The sequence below is a fragment of the Synechococcus sp. BSA11S genome (genome assembly GCF_014224355.1).
Lineage (GTDB): Bacteria > Cyanobacteriota > Cyanobacteriia > PCC-6307 > Cyanobiaceae > Regnicoccus_A.
The window spans coordinates 1-17,447 of record NZ_VNWP01000027.1; the positions used below are offsets into that span (position 1 = coordinate 1).

General features: G+C 58.2%; 18 protein-coding genes and 3 pseudogenes. 2 read left to right on the top strand and 19 right to left on the bottom strand.

Annotated features, from left to right (window positions below):
* The 3 genes and pseudogenes from FPZ61_RS14505 to FPZ61_RS14515 form a co-directional block, all read right to left on the bottom strand.
* A pseudogene (locus FPZ61_RS14505) lies at nucleotides 1–178 on the bottom strand (IS5/IS1182 family transposase); the annotation flags it as partial.
* A 104-nt stretch (nucleotides 179–282) separates the two neighbouring features.
* Complete coding sequence (locus FPZ61_RS15695; RefSeq protein ID WP_255441674.1) at nucleotides 283–909, bottom strand: FkbM family methyltransferase; 627 nt, start codon at nucleotides 907–909, stop codon at nucleotides 283–285.
* Nucleotides 910–1,050: 141 nt separating this feature from the next.
* Nucleotides 1,051–1,947: a glycosyltransferase family 4 protein gene (locus FPZ61_RS14515; protein ID WP_185474884.1), complete on the bottom strand. Its 897-nt coding sequence runs from the start codon at nucleotides 1,945–1,947 to the stop codon at nucleotides 1,051–1,053.
* A 153-nt stretch (nucleotides 1,948–2,100) separates the two neighbouring features.
* Here FPZ61_RS14515 and FPZ61_RS14520 point away from each other — a divergent pair, with 153 nt between their 5' ends.
* The gene (locus FPZ61_RS14520; RefSeq protein ID WP_185474885.1) at nucleotides 2,101–2,268 is read left to right on the top strand and encodes a hypothetical protein; all 168 of its coding nucleotides are present in this window, start codon (nucleotides 2,101–2,103) and stop codon (nucleotides 2,266–2,268) included.
* A gap of 69 nt (nucleotides 2,269–2,337) precedes the next feature.
* Here the strand turns inward: FPZ61_RS14520 and FPZ61_RS14525 are convergent, their stop codons facing one another.
* From FPZ61_RS14525 to FPZ61_RS15705, 13 genes and pseudogenes are all read right to left on the bottom strand, one after another.
* Entirely contained in the window at nucleotides 2,338–3,093 is a 756-nt protein-coding gene (locus FPZ61_RS14525; RefSeq protein ID WP_185467315.1) for a hypothetical protein, read from the bottom strand.
* Entirely contained in the window at nucleotides 3,090–4,352 is a 1,263-nt protein-coding gene (locus tag FPZ61_RS14530; RefSeq protein WP_370593481.1) for a glycosyltransferase, read from the bottom strand. Before FPZ61_RS14530 ends, FPZ61_RS14525 begins: the two co-directional genes overlap by 4 nt.
* Nucleotides 4,353–4,375: 23 nt before the next feature.
* Complete coding sequence (locus FPZ61_RS14535) at nucleotides 4,376–4,918, bottom strand: DapH/DapD/GlmU-related protein (RefSeq protein WP_185467317.1); 543 nt, start codon at nucleotides 4,916–4,918, stop codon at nucleotides 4,376–4,378.
* Nucleotides 4,915–6,072 (bottom strand): glycosyltransferase, encoded by a 1,158-nt coding sequence (locus FPZ61_RS14540; RefSeq protein WP_185467318.1) that lies wholly within the window; start codon nucleotides 6,070–6,072, stop codon nucleotides 4,915–4,917. The genes FPZ61_RS14535 and FPZ61_RS14540 overlap by 4 nt, the downstream gene beginning before the upstream one ends.
* A 3-nt stretch (nucleotides 6,073–6,075) precedes the next feature.
* Nucleotides 6,076–6,282 carry a hypothetical protein gene (locus tag FPZ61_RS14545; protein WP_185467319.1) on the bottom strand — a complete coding sequence of 69 codons (207 nt, stop codon included), beginning with the start codon at nucleotides 6,280–6,282 and terminating at the stop codon, nucleotides 6,076–6,078.
* A 248-nt stretch (nucleotides 6,283–6,530) separates the two neighbouring features.
* Nucleotides 6,531–7,541 (bottom strand): STELLO glycosyltransferase family protein, encoded by a 1,011-nt coding sequence (locus FPZ61_RS14550; protein ID WP_185474886.1) that lies wholly within the window; start codon nucleotides 7,539–7,541, stop codon nucleotides 6,531–6,533.
* A gap of 3 nt (nucleotides 7,542–7,544) precedes the next feature.
* The gene (locus FPZ61_RS14555) at nucleotides 7,545–8,630 is read right to left on the bottom strand and encodes a glycosyltransferase (RefSeq protein WP_185467321.1); all 1,086 of its coding nucleotides are present in this window, start codon (nucleotides 8,628–8,630) and stop codon (nucleotides 7,545–7,547) included.
* Nucleotides 8,631–9,245: 615 nt separating this feature from the next.
* Nucleotides 9,246–9,980, bottom strand: coding sequence for an FkbM family methyltransferase (locus FPZ61_RS14560; RefSeq protein ID WP_185467322.1), 735 nt, complete (start codon nucleotides 9,978–9,980; stop codon nucleotides 9,246–9,248).
* Nucleotides 9,977–10,960, bottom strand: coding sequence for a glycosyltransferase family 2 protein (locus FPZ61_RS14565; RefSeq protein WP_185467323.1), 984 nt, complete (start codon nucleotides 10,958–10,960; stop codon nucleotides 9,977–9,979). The genes FPZ61_RS14560 and FPZ61_RS14565 overlap by 4 nt, the downstream gene beginning before the upstream one ends.
* The gene (locus FPZ61_RS15700; RefSeq protein WP_255441671.1) at nucleotides 10,905–11,459 is read right to left on the bottom strand and encodes a hypothetical protein; all 555 of its coding nucleotides are present in this window, start codon (nucleotides 11,457–11,459) and stop codon (nucleotides 10,905–10,907) included. The genes FPZ61_RS14565 and FPZ61_RS15700 overlap by 56 nt, the downstream gene beginning before the upstream one ends.
* Nucleotides 11,460–11,603: 144 nt before the next feature.
* Nucleotides 11,604–12,128 (bottom strand): annotated as a pseudogene (locus FPZ61_RS15985) (glycosyltransferase); the annotation flags it as partial.
* Nucleotides 12,125–12,691, bottom strand: coding sequence for a glycosyltransferase (locus tag FPZ61_RS14575; RefSeq protein ID WP_255441672.1), 567 nt, complete (start codon nucleotides 12,689–12,691; stop codon nucleotides 12,125–12,127). The pseudogene FPZ61_RS15985 and the gene FPZ61_RS14575, both read right to left, overlap by 4 nt.
* A 250-nt stretch (nucleotides 12,692–12,941) precedes the next feature.
* A pseudogene (locus FPZ61_RS15705) lies at nucleotides 12,942–13,094 on the bottom strand (IS5/IS1182 family transposase); the annotation flags it as partial.
* A gap of 257 nt (nucleotides 13,095–13,351) precedes the next feature.
* Here FPZ61_RS15705 and FPZ61_RS14580 point away from each other — a divergent pair.
* Nucleotides 13,352–14,251, top strand: a complete 900-nt coding sequence (locus FPZ61_RS14580; protein ID WP_185467326.1) for an N-acetylmuramoyl-L-alanine amidase — start codon at nucleotides 13,352–13,354, stop codon at nucleotides 14,249–14,251.
* Nucleotides 14,252–14,404: 153 nt separating this feature from the next.
* Here the strand turns inward: FPZ61_RS14580 and FPZ61_RS14585 are convergent, their stop codons facing one another.
* The 3 genes from FPZ61_RS14585 to FPZ61_RS15990 form a co-directional block, all read right to left on the bottom strand.
* Nucleotides 14,405–15,718, bottom strand: coding sequence for a glycosyltransferase (locus tag FPZ61_RS14585; RefSeq protein ID WP_221630206.1), 1,314 nt, complete (start codon nucleotides 15,716–15,718; stop codon nucleotides 14,405–14,407).
* Nucleotides 15,715–16,626 (bottom strand): glycosyltransferase family 4 protein, encoded by a 912-nt coding sequence (locus FPZ61_RS14590; RefSeq protein WP_185467327.1) that lies wholly within the window; start codon nucleotides 16,624–16,626, stop codon nucleotides 15,715–15,717. The genes FPZ61_RS14585 and FPZ61_RS14590 overlap by 4 nt, the downstream gene beginning before the upstream one ends.
* Before the next feature lie 445 nt (nucleotides 16,627–17,071).
* Nucleotides 17,072–17,389 (bottom strand): transposase, encoded by a 318-nt coding sequence (locus tag FPZ61_RS15990; RefSeq protein ID WP_370593482.1) that lies wholly within the window; start codon nucleotides 17,387–17,389, stop codon nucleotides 17,072–17,074.
* Nucleotides 17,390–17,447: the final 58 nt, after the last annotated feature.

Here is a 17,447-nt window from a genome sequence, read left to right on the forward strand (position 1 = left end):
ATGGCTTGGCGGGCGCTCCAAAGCCCTTGCAGAACTGCGACGCGTAGTCATCTTCCAGGTCTTCCCAGGGGATGAGTTCTGCGAGCTTGATCCAGCGGTTATCACCGGAGAGTTTACCGCCAAATGGGAGGAAGAAATCTTCAAACGAGAGCTGATGACGAGGCTCGCGTCGATACATGTGGAAAACTCTGGGCAGCTTTTCGGCAGTAATGAGCCGATTTGCGTACATTCTACCGTCTAAAACTGATCAGATCCACTGGGGTACAAGCGGTTTGGCCTTTCTCAGGAGGCCCTAATTACAAGCGACAGCTCGATGATCAACACTTCGGCACCGTGAAGAGTGCGCTCTCCACCCCGCATTACACAGTCCTCAGCGCCCTGAACGTCAAGTTTGACAATGTCTGGGGTCGAAAAGGAGCTCCCCGCGACCAAGTCATCAAGGCAAGACGTTGCCAGAGTCAACGTAACGGAATCTGAAAATCGCTTTGGACGGTGCATTGAACTACCACAACTGCCCACATAGAAAACAACCTGCTCTCCAGCCTTTTCAGACAAGAGCTGGCATGCCGTCTCTGCACCAATCTGCTTCGCCAGCAACTCCAAACAAGGTTGCATGTCAGGCAAAGGCTCCACCATGAGAATATTCACATCAGGAAAGACTTGACGCATATCCCTGCTCCATTGCCCCTTAAAAGCACCGATATCAATTGCAGTTTGTGGTCTAAACCCTTCCGCTTCAGAAGTTGCAACGAATGCAACATATGTGGAGCGCCTGTCTGACCCTGAATCAACGAAACAACAGGGCCAGGTAGCAAGGAGCGGATCTTTGATCGCAGACGTTGAGCCAAGATGGCATACAACGGTGTCTAGAAAAGTAAAACAACAGACAGACGCTCCCCTGGAGGGCAGGCATCATCAACAGCTACTCGTCATGCAACGAGATAAATACTAAGAACCACAGCAAGCAACGACAAGTTGATCAACAGAGACTACGCCATAGCCTAATGATGTACCTTAGCAAAGGCAAAGAAATTGCTCTGATCAGAATTATCAGTCAATTCTAGGGGTAGCAACAGGCTGCGTTGAGTTGGCAGGAAGTTCGCTAATGGCAGCCCCCAGATTCTGAATTCCGAAAGCTGGCATGGCCAGAGGCCGTCTCAGATCGGCTGCAGTCTCGGCGGCAGCAAGGATAGTTGTAGCAATCGTGTCAGGTTCCAGATCATCCAGCAACCAGCCGTTGATCCCGGGTGCGACGACCGCACCGCAGTGAAGCGAAGCAATCACAGGGCAGCCATGGGCGAGTGCTTCCAGCTGGGTGAGGGCGAAACCATCAGTGATGGTGGGGAGGATCATGGCATCAGCACCCTTGTAAAGGGACCCCACCTCAGACCGCGGCACCGCCCCAAGCCACCGGATGTTGCGGCGATCACGCCATGCAGTGGGATCCAGCTCAGTGGGACCAGCCAGAGTGAGGCACACCGGCTTACCTTCCAGCATGCGCATGGCAACAAGCAGGCGGCCGATCCCCTTACGTAGGCCGATGGTTCCGAGAAAAAGCAGCTGAAACGGCGAATCCGAACGGGAACTGATGGCCAGAGGCGGTTGAGTTGACAATCCAGAAGGCTCATAAACCAGCGGAATTAAGCGAAGTTTGCTCTGGGATACACCCTGTTGGCGCAGGCAGCGCAGGCTCCAGGAGGAATTCACGACAATACGGTCAGCCAACTCCAACTCCTGGTGCCAGGCTTGCCAGTAGGCCGGGGGAGCTGGCCGCCATCCGCTGGCAAACTGCGGGTAGCGGCGATGTTCTTCGGCCACCAGCTGTTCATCCAGCTCGCCAACATCAATCTGGCCCAGCACGGTGCGCAAACCACGCTGGCGGGCGAGCTGCAGCAGCGAGAGCGCCGCATAGCTGTAGGCAAACAGGGCCTGGGGTGGATCCGCCATGCGCTTCAGCCGCTGGCAGGCCCAGCGCTGAAACCAGGAATTGCGCGCGATGGTGCGGGGCCAGCCGCGGGAGGCGCCTGGCAGGCGGCCAGCGAGCTCAAAGGCCAGGCTGCGCAGGCTGGGAGCACGCACACGGGCGGTGGCCAGGTCAGGGTGGTAGCGGCCGGCGAGGCGGCGGGCCTGGGGGAGCCGGGCCAGGGGGGAGTGGGGCGGCACCCAGCAGTCGGTGAGCAGCTGGTGCAGCTGGCCCTGGCGGTGCAGGGCCCGGGCCACGGCGTAGTGCTCGCGGGCACCAATCTGGGCACAGAGCCAGCCGCCTGACTCGTCGCTCATGGCTCTTGGTTCATGACATGACCGCCGCTTTTCCACCCAGCAAGGGCAGGTTGATTTTCACTGATGAGCAGCGAGGAATGGAAATTGCCCGGTTTTCTGAAGTAGCTCATTGATGGCATCCTCCACCTCCGGCAACCGCAGAATCCAGGAGAACTCGCTTGGGCGACGGCGGGTCAAGATTGCAGAACTGTCTGGCCTGACCCCGACAAGACGCTGCAGCCGTGAAGCCCACAGGCCACGAAGAGGATCTGGCAAGGCGGGAGAAGCGGACTGCTGAGCATCAAGAAAAGTGGCAACATCGGAGATAGAGGAACCCGTCTGTTTCAACAGCAGAGATGTGTCGAGGACGTCTACAGGTGCAACGGTCGAAGAGAGGATGTCCGGCCAATGCCGATCAAGCTGGGCCACCAGAGACACGGCCAGACCCGGAACCGCATCGAGGGAGAAATCCTTGTCGTTGGAGGCGTTCCAGGCGAGATTGGAGAGAATGATTTTCCGAGGGTCTCTCACCACCATGAGGATTTTCCCGCAAGAGCCAATCCACCTGGATAGCTGCGGATGGCAGGCAGACACACGATTCCAATGGCTTAGTGCCCAATGGCACTTGGAGATCGGCCGGGCTGGTCGCGTGAGCCGAGACCGCAAACCAGCGATCTGGCACCGCTGCACAGGCTTCATGTACACATCAAGATCTGCATACAGGTAGCTGTTGTTTTCAAGTGGAAGTTTCCAGGTAGAAAAACAATCAAAGTTTGTCCTGAGTGTGTCGATTGCGAGATGGGTGCCACTGCGCATGAACGAAGCAACAATCACGGGTGGGCAAAGGCTCTCCAGGAAGCTGGTCGTGGGAAACGCTGGGGGAGGGGTCTCAGATCACTGAGAAGGAGATGGAGCCCCTCACCAAAGGCAGAGGTGGGACACCGCTCTGCCAGCAAGCGGGAACTAGCCTGACCCATGGCCAGCTGCTCCTGGTCGCTGAGGGCAAGAAAGCGGCGCAGGCAGGCTGCGATGGAGTGGGTGTCTGCAGGGTTGAACAGGAAGCCGTTCACTCCTTCTTCCAGCAGCTCCTCAGCCGCGCCCACATTGCTGCTGCAGAGGATGGGCAGCGCGGCAGCCATGGCCTCATTGATCACCAGCCCCCAGGGCTCCGAGAGGGCTGGATGCACGAAAGCAACGGCATGGGCATAGAAGCGTGAAAGCTCATCAATCTGCCGAAAGCCGGGAAACAAGACACGGCACGAATCGGAGGGCTCGCTGATTGCCTGAGGATCCCACGGTGCAGCTTTGAGACAAGGAAGGCCTCGATGCCTGCAACGTTGCTCAAGCATGGCCCGCTGCTGGCCATCTCCAAGCAAGCAGAGATCAAAAGGCTGCGAGGAATCGATGGACGCAGCAACCTGGGCAAAAGCGTCAAGGAGTGACCCCAGATTTTTTCGTCCCACAAAGCGGTTCGAGGCCAGGAGATAGGGGCGAAGCGTCAGGCCCTGTGCTGAGGCTTCCCGCCGATAACGCTGGGCCTGTGCCTGAAAGAACTGATTATCGATGACATCGTAACCAAGGCTGATCGGACCACCAAAGCCAAGTTTGCGGAGGTAGGCCTGATGGCTTTGTCCACCCACCAGTGCCGCTGCGAAGGATCGGATGCGCCGTGCCTTGAGGCGCTCTCGCCACCAAAGCCGACGGCCATCTGCCTCACGGGTTTCGCTCATGAGGATGGCCCGGGCTCCATGCCGGCGGCACCACGCCTGACAAGCAAGAGCATCAGGCTGAGCCCAGCCGGCAATGGCAACCGCATCGGGCTGAAGAGAATCGAGGGCGGCCTGGGTGCCACGGCGTAGATCGGCTGCTGAAAGGTCGTCAACGACCCGCCCAGGAAACACCGTGACACGGGGGAGATCGCCCAGGGGAGACAGCGGATCCCAGCCATAGGTGGAATCCAGGCTGGCGGTTTCCAGCCCGATCACATCCCATCCGAGAGGGGCAAGCACCGAACGTGCACTGGCCAGCCGGGCCAGGTGGTAAGGCCCATACCGGACAAAGTGCAAAACCAGCTTGCGTTGGCGGCCCGTCATGGGCTTGTCGTTGGCATAACGCTCTACAACAGAAATGGCCGGTAGTTGAGCCGGTATCCCATTGGTTGCGGGCGTTCCCCGATCGGGCGAGCGGGGTTCCCGGCCACGATCGTGAAGGGGGGTACATCCCGGCTTACGACGGCTACGGCAGCCACCACTGCGCCATCGCCGATGGTCACGCCCGGCAGCACGATCGCCCGGAAACCGATCCACACATGATCGCCGATGGTCACCGGCCCGCCGCGATCGGCGAACTCCGGCGAGCGGGGATCGTGGCCGAGGGTGAGGATCGCGGCTTCCGGGCCGATGCTCACATCCGAGCCAACCCGGATGGGATAACGGCGGCCGTCGAGCAGGCAGCCGTGGTTGATCACGCAGCGCTCGCCGAGGTGCACGCCGGGGCCGTGCAGAAAGCGGCAATGCATCTGCACGCCACTGCCGGCCCCGAGGCACCCCAGCCACCAGCGCAGGGCCCTCGTTCGAACCAGGCGGGAGGGCAGGTGGCTGAGCCAATCGTTGTACAGCCAGCTACACCAGGCGCCCGCCAGCAGACGGGTACGGCTCATGGGCTGATCGGCTCCGGCTCAGGCTCCAGTCCCAGCACCTGGGCCACGATCTTGGCGTTGCGATCCCAGCTGTTGGCCCGCTCGTAGGCCTGCCAATCAGGCTGCAGGGGGTCGCTGAGAAAACGGCGCAGGCCACCCTCGAGCGCTACGGGGTCGTCCGGCGGCACCACCACGCCGAGACGGAAGCGGACCGCGTCGTCCACCAGGGCACTTGCGCCGGCGGAGGCGAGCACGGGTTTGCGGTAGTGGGAGGCCAGATGCATCACACCACTGGCGGAGCGGAAACGTTCGGAATAGGAGAGCACCACGCCGTCGGCCGCGGTGAATAGCTCAGCCACCTGCTCCGGCGTCTGGTAGCCGATCTGCCAGCGGCAGCGCCCGGCCACCCCCAGGCGCTGGGCCAGTTGCCGGTAGTGATCCGAAGGTTGCTGGCCGGCAGTGGCCTCCGGGCCGGCCACCAGCAGCCAGATCGGTGGCACGCCCGCCATGGCGCACAGCACGAGATCGAGATTCTTGGAATCGCGAATGTGGCCGAAGCTCAGCAACAGGCTGGCATCCGACGGAACGGCCAGGCCCTGCCGCACGTGCTGGGCAGAGGCCTGTGGAGACGGATAGCGGTAGGGACCATGGGGGATCAGCACGGTGCGCGGAGCCGGCCGGCGTGAGGCCGTATCGAGCTGGATCGGCGCATGCACCAGCGCCACCGCCAGAAAGCTGTAGCCCTGGGCGATCGAGAGGCGATGCCACCAGCGGGGGCCTACCACGAAATCGCGCACCGGATCGTGCACCACGGCGGCGAAACGCACACCCCGGCGGGCCCAGCGGCGCAGGCGCCAGGCCCAGAGCAGCGCCAGGTATTCGCTGTAGGTGGTGAACAGCACCCGGCGGGCACCGGTTGCGGCGATAGTGCGGTTGAGGGCGGCCTGCTGGCTGAGGATGGTGGCCGCGGTAGCCAGCCGCAGCAGCCAGCGCAGGCGGCGGACTCTGCAGGGCACGCTCGGCAGGGTGCGGCGCTGGTAGGAGGCCGACTGGAAGGGGAAGCCCGACGGTGCGAGCAGCAGCACGTTATGCCCACGGGCAGCGAGGGCTTCGGCCTGGGCGTGGGCATAGTCGGCCAGGCCGCCGTGGTCGGCGGTGCAAAACACCAGCAGCACGGCTCAGCTCTGCAGCAGCAGCTGCCGGAAACGCTCTGATGAGAAGAGCTCAGCCACAAGCGCTGATGCCTTGGGGGCGAGCTCCCGCAGCGCCGGCTGCTGATCGAGAGCAACGCCCAGAGTCTGGGCCTCCGACACTTGTGTTTCCTTTGCGATGGCCGCACCGGCACAGGGGAGCTTCACCACCTTTTTGGTCCAGGTGCCGCTCATGAACATCTAGAATCCCGGGAGATTGTGGTGCCCATCTCCAGAATACCTAAAAGCCGAGGATAGAACTGAAAGCAAACGGCAATCATAGTAGTCTATGAAGGCAATCGTTGATAAGGCATTGAACCCACTGGGCCATAGAAATCCCGAGTGGATACTCAATGACATTCAAGTGGCGACGGCCCAGATGCGTTCACGCTTTATAAACGCATAACATTAGATTCAAGCACATGCAGCTTGAAGCTGCAGCTTTATAGTACATCATGTAGCCATGCATCAACTAAAGCCATTTCTAGTTGCGGAAAGATTCCGGCGTCTACCAATGCTGCGTAGCAGGCACGGAGATTTCTGCCGACGGCATCCTCGCTGCTGCAAAGTTCCAGCCCGTAAAGCACGTCCGCAATCCGGCGGTTTTGTTCGTAGCCTGGTATTTCATCACGGAAATCAAGCATCAAATCGTGCAGATTCCGATTCTGTACAACTTCAGGCGCGTGGAAAGTAACCCCAAGCCCCATTGCCCATAAGCATCGCTGGGCAATAAAGCTTTTCCAGATATCGCACATGCGAAACGAACAATAGCTCGGGATATAAAGCAGCGGATACGCCAGCGGCCACCACCAGGTGCTCTGGGTGTTAAAGGGGCACCAGTTACCTGGCTCTAGATAGACAGATGACCCATTTTGAAAGATAAAGTCCCGGTCCATCACCAACCTCCAAATGGCATCGACATCCGCTGATCCATTCACGAGGCCCTGCTGAACCGGAGCCCGAATAGTCTGGGGAGCATTTACTATGGGAACAACCCGCTGGCGGATCTCGTCCAGAGGCAAACCTCGCGGCCAGATAGTTTCGTTGGAAAAATAACGATAGACATTCACCCATCGCGACTGGCGTGAAGCCGCCACAACGCGGCCAGGGGCGATTGTCTCCTGCCTTAAAAACCAGACGTCATTCGGTGCATTGTCATCATCGGTTTCGTAGATGCACTCCGCTCCGGCCTGCATGGCATGCAGGTAAGCAATATTCTTTCGGGCGTAGTGCTTTGTCGGCAGGTTTTCGGCAAGGCGAAAATGCGAGTTGACCTGATCGGCCAATGCGAGGAACTCGACCGGCCATCGCTTGCCATACGGAGCGTCATAGCAAAGAGGGCCCTTAGAATCACCTGCAACTACTAGTCTCCCGCCACATGAGGCTAGGCGATTAACGAGAGAAAATACACTCAAGGTAGGCTCCTGGATCGTGGTGATCACTGCATAAAACATGATTCAGAAATCATGCAATTGACAATCAAGCTGCTTGTGATACCGCTGAGGTGACATGGCCTTTAGCCGACGCCGGCAATCACGACAGTGCACAGCTCCGCGTTGAAGGCCTTTGAAGTACCCCCATAGCCAATTAATCTTGGTACCATAGGTGAACAAGAGCAGACGTAGCAACGGATAGCTCACACACTCCGCGCGTAGCCGACTAGTCGCCGCACGGACTTTTAGCATCTTCAATCCAACAGACATTCCCGCAACTGCGAGACACAAAATGCCTAACCAAGGAGATAGAGGGGTGATTGGATATACGAATGTGAGTCCGATCAATAGACCAAGCACTTCCAACGCGATCCTTCCGCCTGTCAAAGCAAAGTCCTTTCTACGGATCGCTGCCTCGCCGTCTCCTAGGCCGTAGCGAAACGACTCTTTGAGAAATGCTTTCAGAGTCGTGTGGCGATGCCACCAACAGCGAACCGAAGGTGCGCCAATACGCGGAACCTTTGCCATTTGGGTCAGACATGAAAAAACAGCATCATCTGCAGCAAGCGTGAGATCTTCCGGGTATCTTCCTAGTGCTTCCCAGCAGCTCTTGCGGTAAGCAATTGAGCGTGAAGAGCTGTGGGTCTCGGCAGTAGCTTCCAGGCAATGATCTCCCCTCAAGGCCCACTCTGTGAATGCCCAAGGCCCTTCCAAGTCTTCCTTCCTCACTGCCCAGCTGCCGTTGACTAAATCAAGCGTAGGGGTCTTCTTAAGAGGTTCTACTAGTTCTTCCAACCAGTGCGAATCCCATGTACATCCAATATCAGTTGAAACGATAATGTCTGAATTCGCTGTATCAATAGCCAGATTGCGGCCTTGAGCCACATTCGCCTTATATGCCTGTATTGCAAGCAGCCGCCAAGGCTGAGGGTTAAAGCACGCCTCGTGGCGCAGAAGCTCCCATGTTCCATCTACAGATCCGGCATCAACGATGACTATCTCGTCAGGCATCTGGGTCTGATGGGCCATGAAACTGAAAAATGACCGAATGCCATCTACGTCATTGAAAACTGTAGATACCAGGGAAATACTGGGCTTGTTTGTTGTCATAGTTCAATTAATACCGAGTCAAATCCATTCATATGGCGCCATGGGCAAAAGTTCGCCAAAGAAAAGTTATTGGACCCTTGGATCACATGCTAAGGGCACATAGACAAGATTTCGTATGGCGGTCCTTTGCATTTCGACAGTCAACGAAAAGAAAATAGCTAGACTGAGCCGAAAATAGATCACACTAAGCAACAACTAGAATGCCTTTTACGCTAGTTCTGCAATACGCGCATACTCGGACTTGTTCATTACAGTTGGATGCGCGGAGCTGAACTTGCCAGGTCTCTTAGATAAAGGATTTGGTACTCAGGATTCGGGCCAAACAAACACCACAAGCATGTGAAGCGGGATGGCAATGCAATGAGAGCAATTATCAACTTCGGAGACTGCCTTTGCATCTACCGATTGGCGCCCTCGAATATATCACTTCTTGCGAAGTCAAGTCATTGCTCCTAGCTCTCATAAATATGCGATTTCCACAAGACTTCACTGCTCCTCCTGATAGCGGCACTTCAAAAAAGTAAACACGCTGCAGCTTCGTAGCCGCATTTCAGTATTGCCCGTACAACCTGAACTGGCCATCTTGCAATAGTTAACAGGGAAATAGGCCTTGGTCTATCCTGATATAAACAGCGAATGATGATAGTCTCCGAGTTTTCCTTTCACCTCGTCTAGCCTTTCTTCGCGATAGCCGAATGATTCGAGAAACCTCTCCAGAAGGCCAGCTGAAGAACCAAAATGTCCGAGAGCAAAACGATGAACTTCTATTAGTAGGGGAGGTCCATGCTTAAGTAACTCGACCGCCCCCTTTAAAACCTCATGCTCGGCACCTTCAACATCAATCTTTACAAGGTCAGGCACGACGTTTTTGCCAATGATTAGCTGATCTAGAGTTCCTGCGGGTACTTCAATTTTGTCACCTTCAAAGTTCTCTGCGATGCTGGCTGCAAGAGAGATTCCAGGCTCAATAGTCATCCCCACACGTTCGCAGCTGCCATCGGCGAGAGCCATCTCAGCGATCACGCAACGTTCAGTGAATCCATTGAGTTCAAGATTGCGACGCAGCAATCTCAGATTCTCTGGAACTGGCTCCACAGCGAGCACCTGTCCTCTAGGTCCGACTAGATCACATCCGAGAAGGGTGTGTAGCCCAAAATTTGCCCCGATGTCTATAAAGAAGCCAGCCTCAGGAAGCCGGTTCTCAATTACCTTTTGGATGACTGCTTCGCTGTCTGCTCTGAACCGCCGGAGTGATTCGTCGAATCGGAAGCTGCGGCCACAAACGCTAAGAGGATAGCCTTTACCGAGGTGAAGCGCTTTAAACAAGTTGTTCTTGATTGATTCAATCATGCTGGTCTATTCTTTAAGATGACAACCGAAAAGATCTTGAGATAGCGGAATCTTGGTATTCCGAGGAATTGACGAAGACTCATTGTGACGGAACGGGGGCCATCCATGGAGGAGAACTTCTCAAGCCATCTCCGAGCACAAACCAATGCCGAGTCTGCAACTTGGCGCTCCCCTTCTCGAATGGCTTTGTCATAAAGGATCTCGTAATGTCGGACTAGTGTCTCCATCTGTGCCATGGATAGACTTCTGCCCTTGCTCTTCATGAACTCAAGATTCAGAAGAACGGCCCGATGGTTCCCCTCATACCAAGCCTTGGCTGAGTAATTAGTGCGACAGTTCTCTGTCTGTGTTCTGTAAAATGCTCCTGGGAAATCCGAATAAACAATCTTAGCCCCAAAAACAACTCGAAACCAGAAGGCAGTGTCTTCGGCAAGATAGCCGTCGAGCTCTTCCGGCCACTCCCGCTTGCTCAGCCAAGATCGGCGAACCATCGCCGCGTGGACCGCCCAGCAAGTATGCGCTATTGCGCTATCTTCGATTCTCTTCCCATTGGTAGTACGCGCAGCTGGAAGCTTGACTACTCCCTGTCGAGGTTTTGAGCCATCACTAAATTCCACCCATGGAGCCGCCACCACAACCGCCTCTGGAGCCGCTGTCTGTTTGCCAAGCATCCTCTCAAGGTATGCGGGATCCAATAGATCATCTGCATCCAAAAAAAGAACCCACTCACCTCGAGCCTCGCAAAGCCCGAGGTTGCGTGCCGCGCAGGGGCCTCTCACGGAATCCGATGCGCGAAGCAACAGGATGCGATCGTCTTGTGATGCCGCGTGCTCGACCTGGGCTGGCCCGTTGTCTGAGGAATGGTTCTCGACCACAATCATCTCCCAGTCGGCGAAGGTCTGCGCCTGCACCGAGGCGAGGGTCTCAGCGACGAAGGGACCCTTGTTGTGAAGCGGCGTGATGATGGAAATGCGGGGCATCAGGCATGCGGCTTTGGCTTGAAGCGGCTGCTGCCAGAGAGGCTGCAAACTGCTTCTGAATCTGAGCCGGGTGAAACTCTCTTTCCGCGGAGGCGGCAGAGCGCCGGGCCAACTCGGCGAGCCATCCGGGATTGCCACGCAACCGTTTCAAAGCTTCAACAACCGCTTGAGGATCGGCATTGGTAACCACTTCTGCGGCATCAGCTTGTCGTGACCAACGCACCGCGCTGCATGACTCCGGTCCCCAGATCAGGATCGGCAGCCCAGTCTGGCAATACTCCACAAGCTTCGAAGGGAAACTGGTCCGTGTCCGCCGCTGATCCTGCGGCTCGAACGACATGGTGACCAGCAAAAGATCCTGTTGCCTAAGAAATTCACGCAAATGATCGCTCGGTAACCTCCCCTGGTAACCCGGTGTGGCCGCCCAGTGGGGATCATCATTCGAGGGGCCCGAAAAACGGAAATCCAGTTGAGAATCGTCGCAGAGCTGCGCAGTCAAATCCCCCACCATCTTCCCGTAGACACCCCCAAGAGACCCGGAGTAGGCTAACCGTAGCGTTTCGCGGTCGCTCCTCCCCAGCGCGGGCCTGCTGCCAGGTTGCCCGCGGGACCCGGGAATCGGATACACCACCTCAGTCCGGCAGTCCGTGCCAAGTTCCTCCGCCATCCCTGGGCAAACGCAAAGGGCGGCGGCACTTGCAAGGCTCAACTCCGCAAACTGTTCCGCGACCCTCTCGCAACCTGAGGCCGTGCAGGGCACCATGTCTGGCCACCAATCGTGAAACAGAGTGACCAGCGGGATCGCCCGTGCCTGGGACACCCAGGCGACGAGCGGGGCGAGTTCGCCATGGGCGACGGTGAGAATCACGTCGGGCTCTAGTTCGGCTACCAAGCGGGAAAGCGACGCCCGGGAAACCAAGCGACCGCTGAACACCTGGTCGTTGAGCCGTGGTGCCAGCCGGGTTCTCCGTAATCGCTCAGGGAGAGGAAACCGGCTTACCCGGTGGCATGGCCACTCCGTCGGGAGTGAGCCTGATTGCCCGGCGAAAATGAGATCGACCTTCCAATGAGCGGGATCCAGGCCGAGTAAGTGGCGGCGCAGAACCAGTTCCCCACCGCCCGCGTCGGTGGGGAGAACACTGGAGATGACCAACAACTTGTAGCTCATTGGATGAGCTGATCGAGCAGCTGGTGGTACAGCTTGATATAGGATCTAGCGTTCTCGGTGTACGAGAAATTCTCTTCGGTCCAATCTGTCGCTCGTCTGCGCCACCGAGCCGCCATGACGCGATCGTTCAAGGCCTTGTCAATCCCAGCAGCCAGCGCATGGCTATCTCCCCGGGGAACCAGATACCCATTCAGCCCCGGCTTCACGGTGTCGGGAATGCCACCGACATTGAAGGCCACAACAGGTACTCCGCACGCGACGGCCTCCAATGCGGTTTGCCCGAAAGCTTCCTCAAGGGGCGGCATCACAAACATGTCTGCAGCGTTGTAAGCCAGTGCCGCCAAGTGATCGCTTTCGAGGTTTCCGAGGTGAAGATGCGCCAGCTCCTCACCAACCACCGGAACATTTCTCCCCCAGGTCAGAAGAAAATGCTCCTGCTTCAGTATTCCAAGCACTTCCACAAGCTGCTTCATTCCCTTCCGCGGGTCCGTTACCGATGCGGCGGCAAAGGCAACAATTCCGGTATCTTCTGGGACCACTAGGGCTGTCCTGATAGCGACCATATCCAAAGGTCCAAAAATGGTGGTATCGAGGCCATAGTGAATTACGCTTACCGGATATCCCCGAAGCAATCTGCTACAGGAAGGGTTGGAACTCGGTGCGGCGATTAAGGTGGCATTAACGATTATTCCCTACATCATCGCAATGCCACGATTATTGAGATGGGATTTTACGCCTCACAGATCTGCTCTCCCAAGTTGTGCTTCTCCAGCAGGTGCCGCAAGACCAGAATCGTGGTATTGACCTTCTCATGGGGTAGTGAAGCTCGAGCAGATCGATGAGCTCCTGCCAAGGCAGCTTCTGATTCATCTCAGCCAGGAATTTCTCCCGTTTTGTGCACTTCTTGGTCGTGGCCTGCTCGTAGCCGCCGTAGGCGAAGCGGTGGCCGAGCGGCCTGGCGTCCATCACCTCAAGACATGGCCAGAGTTCACACAGCCCTTGTCCCGCGATTTAGCTTGGTTTTCCAGAGGCTCTAGAGCTGTCAGCATATATTCTCACTTGCCTAGAGATACATGAATTTCAATCCAGATGAAGCACCTAAGACGGACACATAGCAATCAAATACTAAAACGTTTTGAAAACAATTAGTTGAATGGCAACAACCCAGATAGTCCAAGCCCCGCTACCTTCTACCCGAGGCATCCCCCCCCCACCGCCAAACGATGGCCCCCACAATCTATCTGCACTGGAGCGCAACGCCCTACGACTGGCTTCGGCCTGGGGCCTATCACACGATCGTGGCGGGCGATGGGCGGGTGCATCGGCTGCATGCCTACACCATCGATCTCTACAGCCACACCTACAGGCGCAACAGCAATTCGGTGGCGATCTGCTGCGCCTGCATGGGCGGCAGGCCGGATCCCTGGTCGATGCCGCCCACTGAGGCGCAGCTCAACTCGATGTGCCGCGAGGTGGCCAGCCTCACCCACGACTGGGGCTGGCAGGCGGGTGACATCACGATTCAGCGGGTGATGACCCATGCCGAAGCGGCCTCGAATCGCGACGGCCGGGTGATGCACGACAACTACGGTCCGGTGATCTGGGGCGGTACGGGGGAGCGCTGGGATTTCCTGCAGCTGCGCCGGGGTGGATCCAACGACGGCGGTGAGGAGTTGCGCCGCAGCATCCGCGAGCAGCTGGTTGCACGCTCCAAGGGAGCAGGACCGGACGCCAGCAGCCCCGCCATCGCCTTCAGCCGCTCCGCCACGATGCAGGCCCGTGGCGATCAGCTGGCGGTGGAGATCGATCGCAACGGAACATCGTGGGCGCTGGCGGCTGATCTGCTCGGGCTTTACGAGATTCCCTACGAATGGGATCCACGCCAGCGGCGCATTCTGATCGGCAGCAGTGATGTGGCCCCCACCTACCGCGACGACGGGCTGCAGGACACCAGCGGCCAGCCGATGTTCGAGATGGCCCTGCTGGGCGGCCAGTCGCCGGTGATCCTGCGGGGCCTGGTGATCGAGAACAGGGCCTGGTGCCGGGTGCTGGAATTCGCCGAGGAATTCGGCATCACCGCCTTCTTCTCGCCGTTTGCCCTGGGCGACCGTCGCGGCGGCTGACGGGGTTCGCCCCACCCAGATCTCGCCCAGCTCCAGGCTAAGCCCCGGAAACTCGGATCCAGCGTCCGGACGAGCCATCGTCGCTGTGGCTGGTCGCAAGGGTCATGACTGAAGACGAGATTGAACCGGCACCACCTGTGGCAAGAACTCTGGTCAAGGGCCGTCCAGCGCCTGCTGATACACCTCGGCGTACTGGCCCGCAATCCGCTGTGGGTTCCACAGCCGCTCAGCCCGCTCACGAGCAGCAAAGCCGAGCTGGCGGCGGCGCTGGGAATCCTCGAGCACCCAACGGATCGAGGCAGCGAGGGAAGCCGGATCAAAGGGTTCGGCCAGGGCACCGGTGATGCGGTCGTCGACGATGTCGACAAGGCCGCCGGTGCGGAAGGCCACCACGGGGGTGCCGCAGGCGTGGGCTTCTGAGGCGGTCTGGCCGAAAGCTTCCTGGCGGGAAGGAACAACCATCACATCGGCGGCGGCGTAAAGGAGGCGCAGGCTGATGTCGTCGTGCAGGCGACCGGCGTAGTGGATGGGGAAGCCGAGATCAGGCGGCTGCGCCGGCCGGCTCTGGCCGAACACCACCAGCTCCAGCTTCGCCAGAGGCGTATCCGCCACCTGTGACTGCAGGATCTGGAGCGCCTCGAGCAGCAGATCGGCGCCCTTGCGGGGATCGGCGGTGCCGCCCATGGCGCCAAACAAAACCAGGGGCTGATCAGGTGGTAGCTGAAGCAGGCCACGGGCCTGGCGTTGATCCAGTGGTGCCCAGGTGGCCAGGTCGATCGGATATGGGATTACCGAGACTGGCCAGCTGCCCATCAAGGCACTGCGTCGGGCGCAGTCGGCCAGCCACTGGCTGGGGCAGATGATCTGAATAGGTCGGCGCCAGGCACGGCTTTTGCGCTCCCAGGTGCGGCGATTGACGTCGGGCCCCGATTCATGGCTGGGGCGACTGGCTGGTGTGTAGCCCAGGGCAAAGCGCTCATCGCAGCTGGCGGTCTCACCAGGTCCGGGAGGAGTGGTGTAATGCTCGGCGCCACAAAAGGCCCATTGGTCGTGCAGGGTCCACACCAGCGGCAGCTTCAGGTGGCCGATCTCCTCAATCGAGAGCGTGCCATCACCAAGCCAATGGAGGTGAACAAGATCGGTTAGGCCATCACCGTGGCGTTGCTGAAGCTCCCTCCCCAGGCCGGTGCCCGGCCAGGCGGTGGAATGCAGCGTGGGATTGCCGGTGTGGAAGCCGCGCCGGGATTGCAGGCTGAGGCGTGGCTGCAGCCGCCGCCAGACAGCGTTCTGGCCTGCCGGCGGTCCACTGAACACAGTGGGGTCTCCGGAAAGGCCACTGATCACCCGCATTTGCGAGTGCAGCCCGTGGGCCTGACCGTGGACGACCAGGGAGCGATGGATGCGGTAGGCGGCGCGGGCGGCGCCGCCGCCGATGTCGGAGGCGTTGACGTTGAGAATCTGAATCAACGCCCTACAAGGGAAAGGATCTGTTCCGAAGCTTTGGCGATTGGATTGGCAGGCAGGAAAGCCTTCACGCGTTCAGCCGCTGATTGGCCAAGCTCAGCAAGTTGAGCTTGATGCTGCCAGAGCCGCTCCAGGGCTTCGGAAACATGCTCAACCGTGGGCGCTTCGGCAACAAAACCATCAAGGCCATCGCGAAGCAGCACGGCAGAATCGGCAACATTGGTGACAACGGCCGGGCGGCCAAGCGTCATGGCTTCGACTAAGGAAAGCGGGAGGCCCTCATAGCGGCTGGGTAGGACAAGGGCGTGGTGCTCACTCCATACTTCCTTCAGTGAGTTGTAGGCCGGCACAAAACTCAGCCGATCGTTGATGCCGAGGAGAGTAGCCATAGCTTTTACACCAGCCTCGCCGTGACCGGAGCCAAACAGGCTGAGATGCCAGGATCGATCACGCCACTGGGGTTGAGCTAAGGCCTGAAACAGGAGGTCTTGGCCTTTGGCGATGGGCTCCAGGCGGCCAACGAAGGCGAGCCGGAGCGTTGAAGGTGCTGTACCCACCGGATCGGGCCAGGGAAGCGGTTCCAGGCCGTTTGCGCCATGGGGGTTACGGCAGATGACGCTTCTGGGAAGGCGGCGCCCGAGTTGGAACTCAAACAGGTCGCGGTTGCGTTCTCCCACAAAGAAAACAACACCATCAGCTGCGTCGATCGCTTCGTTCATTGCAGAGCGGCGTGCATCATCTGGCCACCAGCTCTCAGAATTAGCCTGCATGATATAGGCATAAGGAATCTTCATCAGTCCAGCCAATTGAATGCCTGCGAGCCCGCCGAGGCAGTCCGATGAAAAGACCAGCAGATCGGGTTGGAGACGTTTAAGCCAGGCCTGGAGGGGGTGAATGGATTTGCTGCTCACGCCTAAACGCCTTCGCAAGCCAGATGCAACCCTATTGATCGCTGGAGCAGGGACGCCATAGCGCTTCAGCTCAATCCCTAGACCTTCCAAATCCAGAATTGGCCGTGGCATGGGCTCCCACCGACGGATTCCAATATGAACTCGATTTCCGTTCTGATGCCAAAATTTTGCCAACCCACTCCATAGAGCTTCTGAGCCTCCCCACGCACTTGCTGCATTCAGAGGAAGGATGGCGATGGTGAGGGGTGCGTCTGACAAGAAGATGCTATCTGGAGATCTCAATAATACTTAGGGACTCTTGAAAAGCGCCCAGTGAGCCGGCTCGATTGAAGCGAAGGACCAAGTGGTAGACAGCTCACAAGCTCGGTTATGCAGTGACCAACGATTCAACTGGCTCAAGCAGCCACATGCTCCTGATCGCCATGAAGAGCGATCCTGGCCTTTGTCAGGCGCTGAACCAGTCAAAGATAGTGACAAAAAAGAGGCGGAGGAGCCTCCGGATCTTCTCTGCACACATCACAACAGATGCCATGGCGATCGAGGTCTCTGCACCTTTTGCCAGCCGAGCCATGATCAAGTCAAGAGAATAATTCCGCTTCCCTGATCCAAAGCCTCCTTCCACCTCGTTTCTCCTTCGCTGGTCTGCGCTAGGAGTTTGTCGTGGATAGAGCAGAGCCTCGCAGCTGACCAGACCAATGCGGTTGCTCAGCCGAACTGGCGCGCCTCTTTGATTGGCATTCGCTTCTCGCTGGTGCCGAGCGATTCAGCCCTGGTGGCCATCACGACCATGGCCAGAGCCCCTCATCCGCTCGCGAGTAACA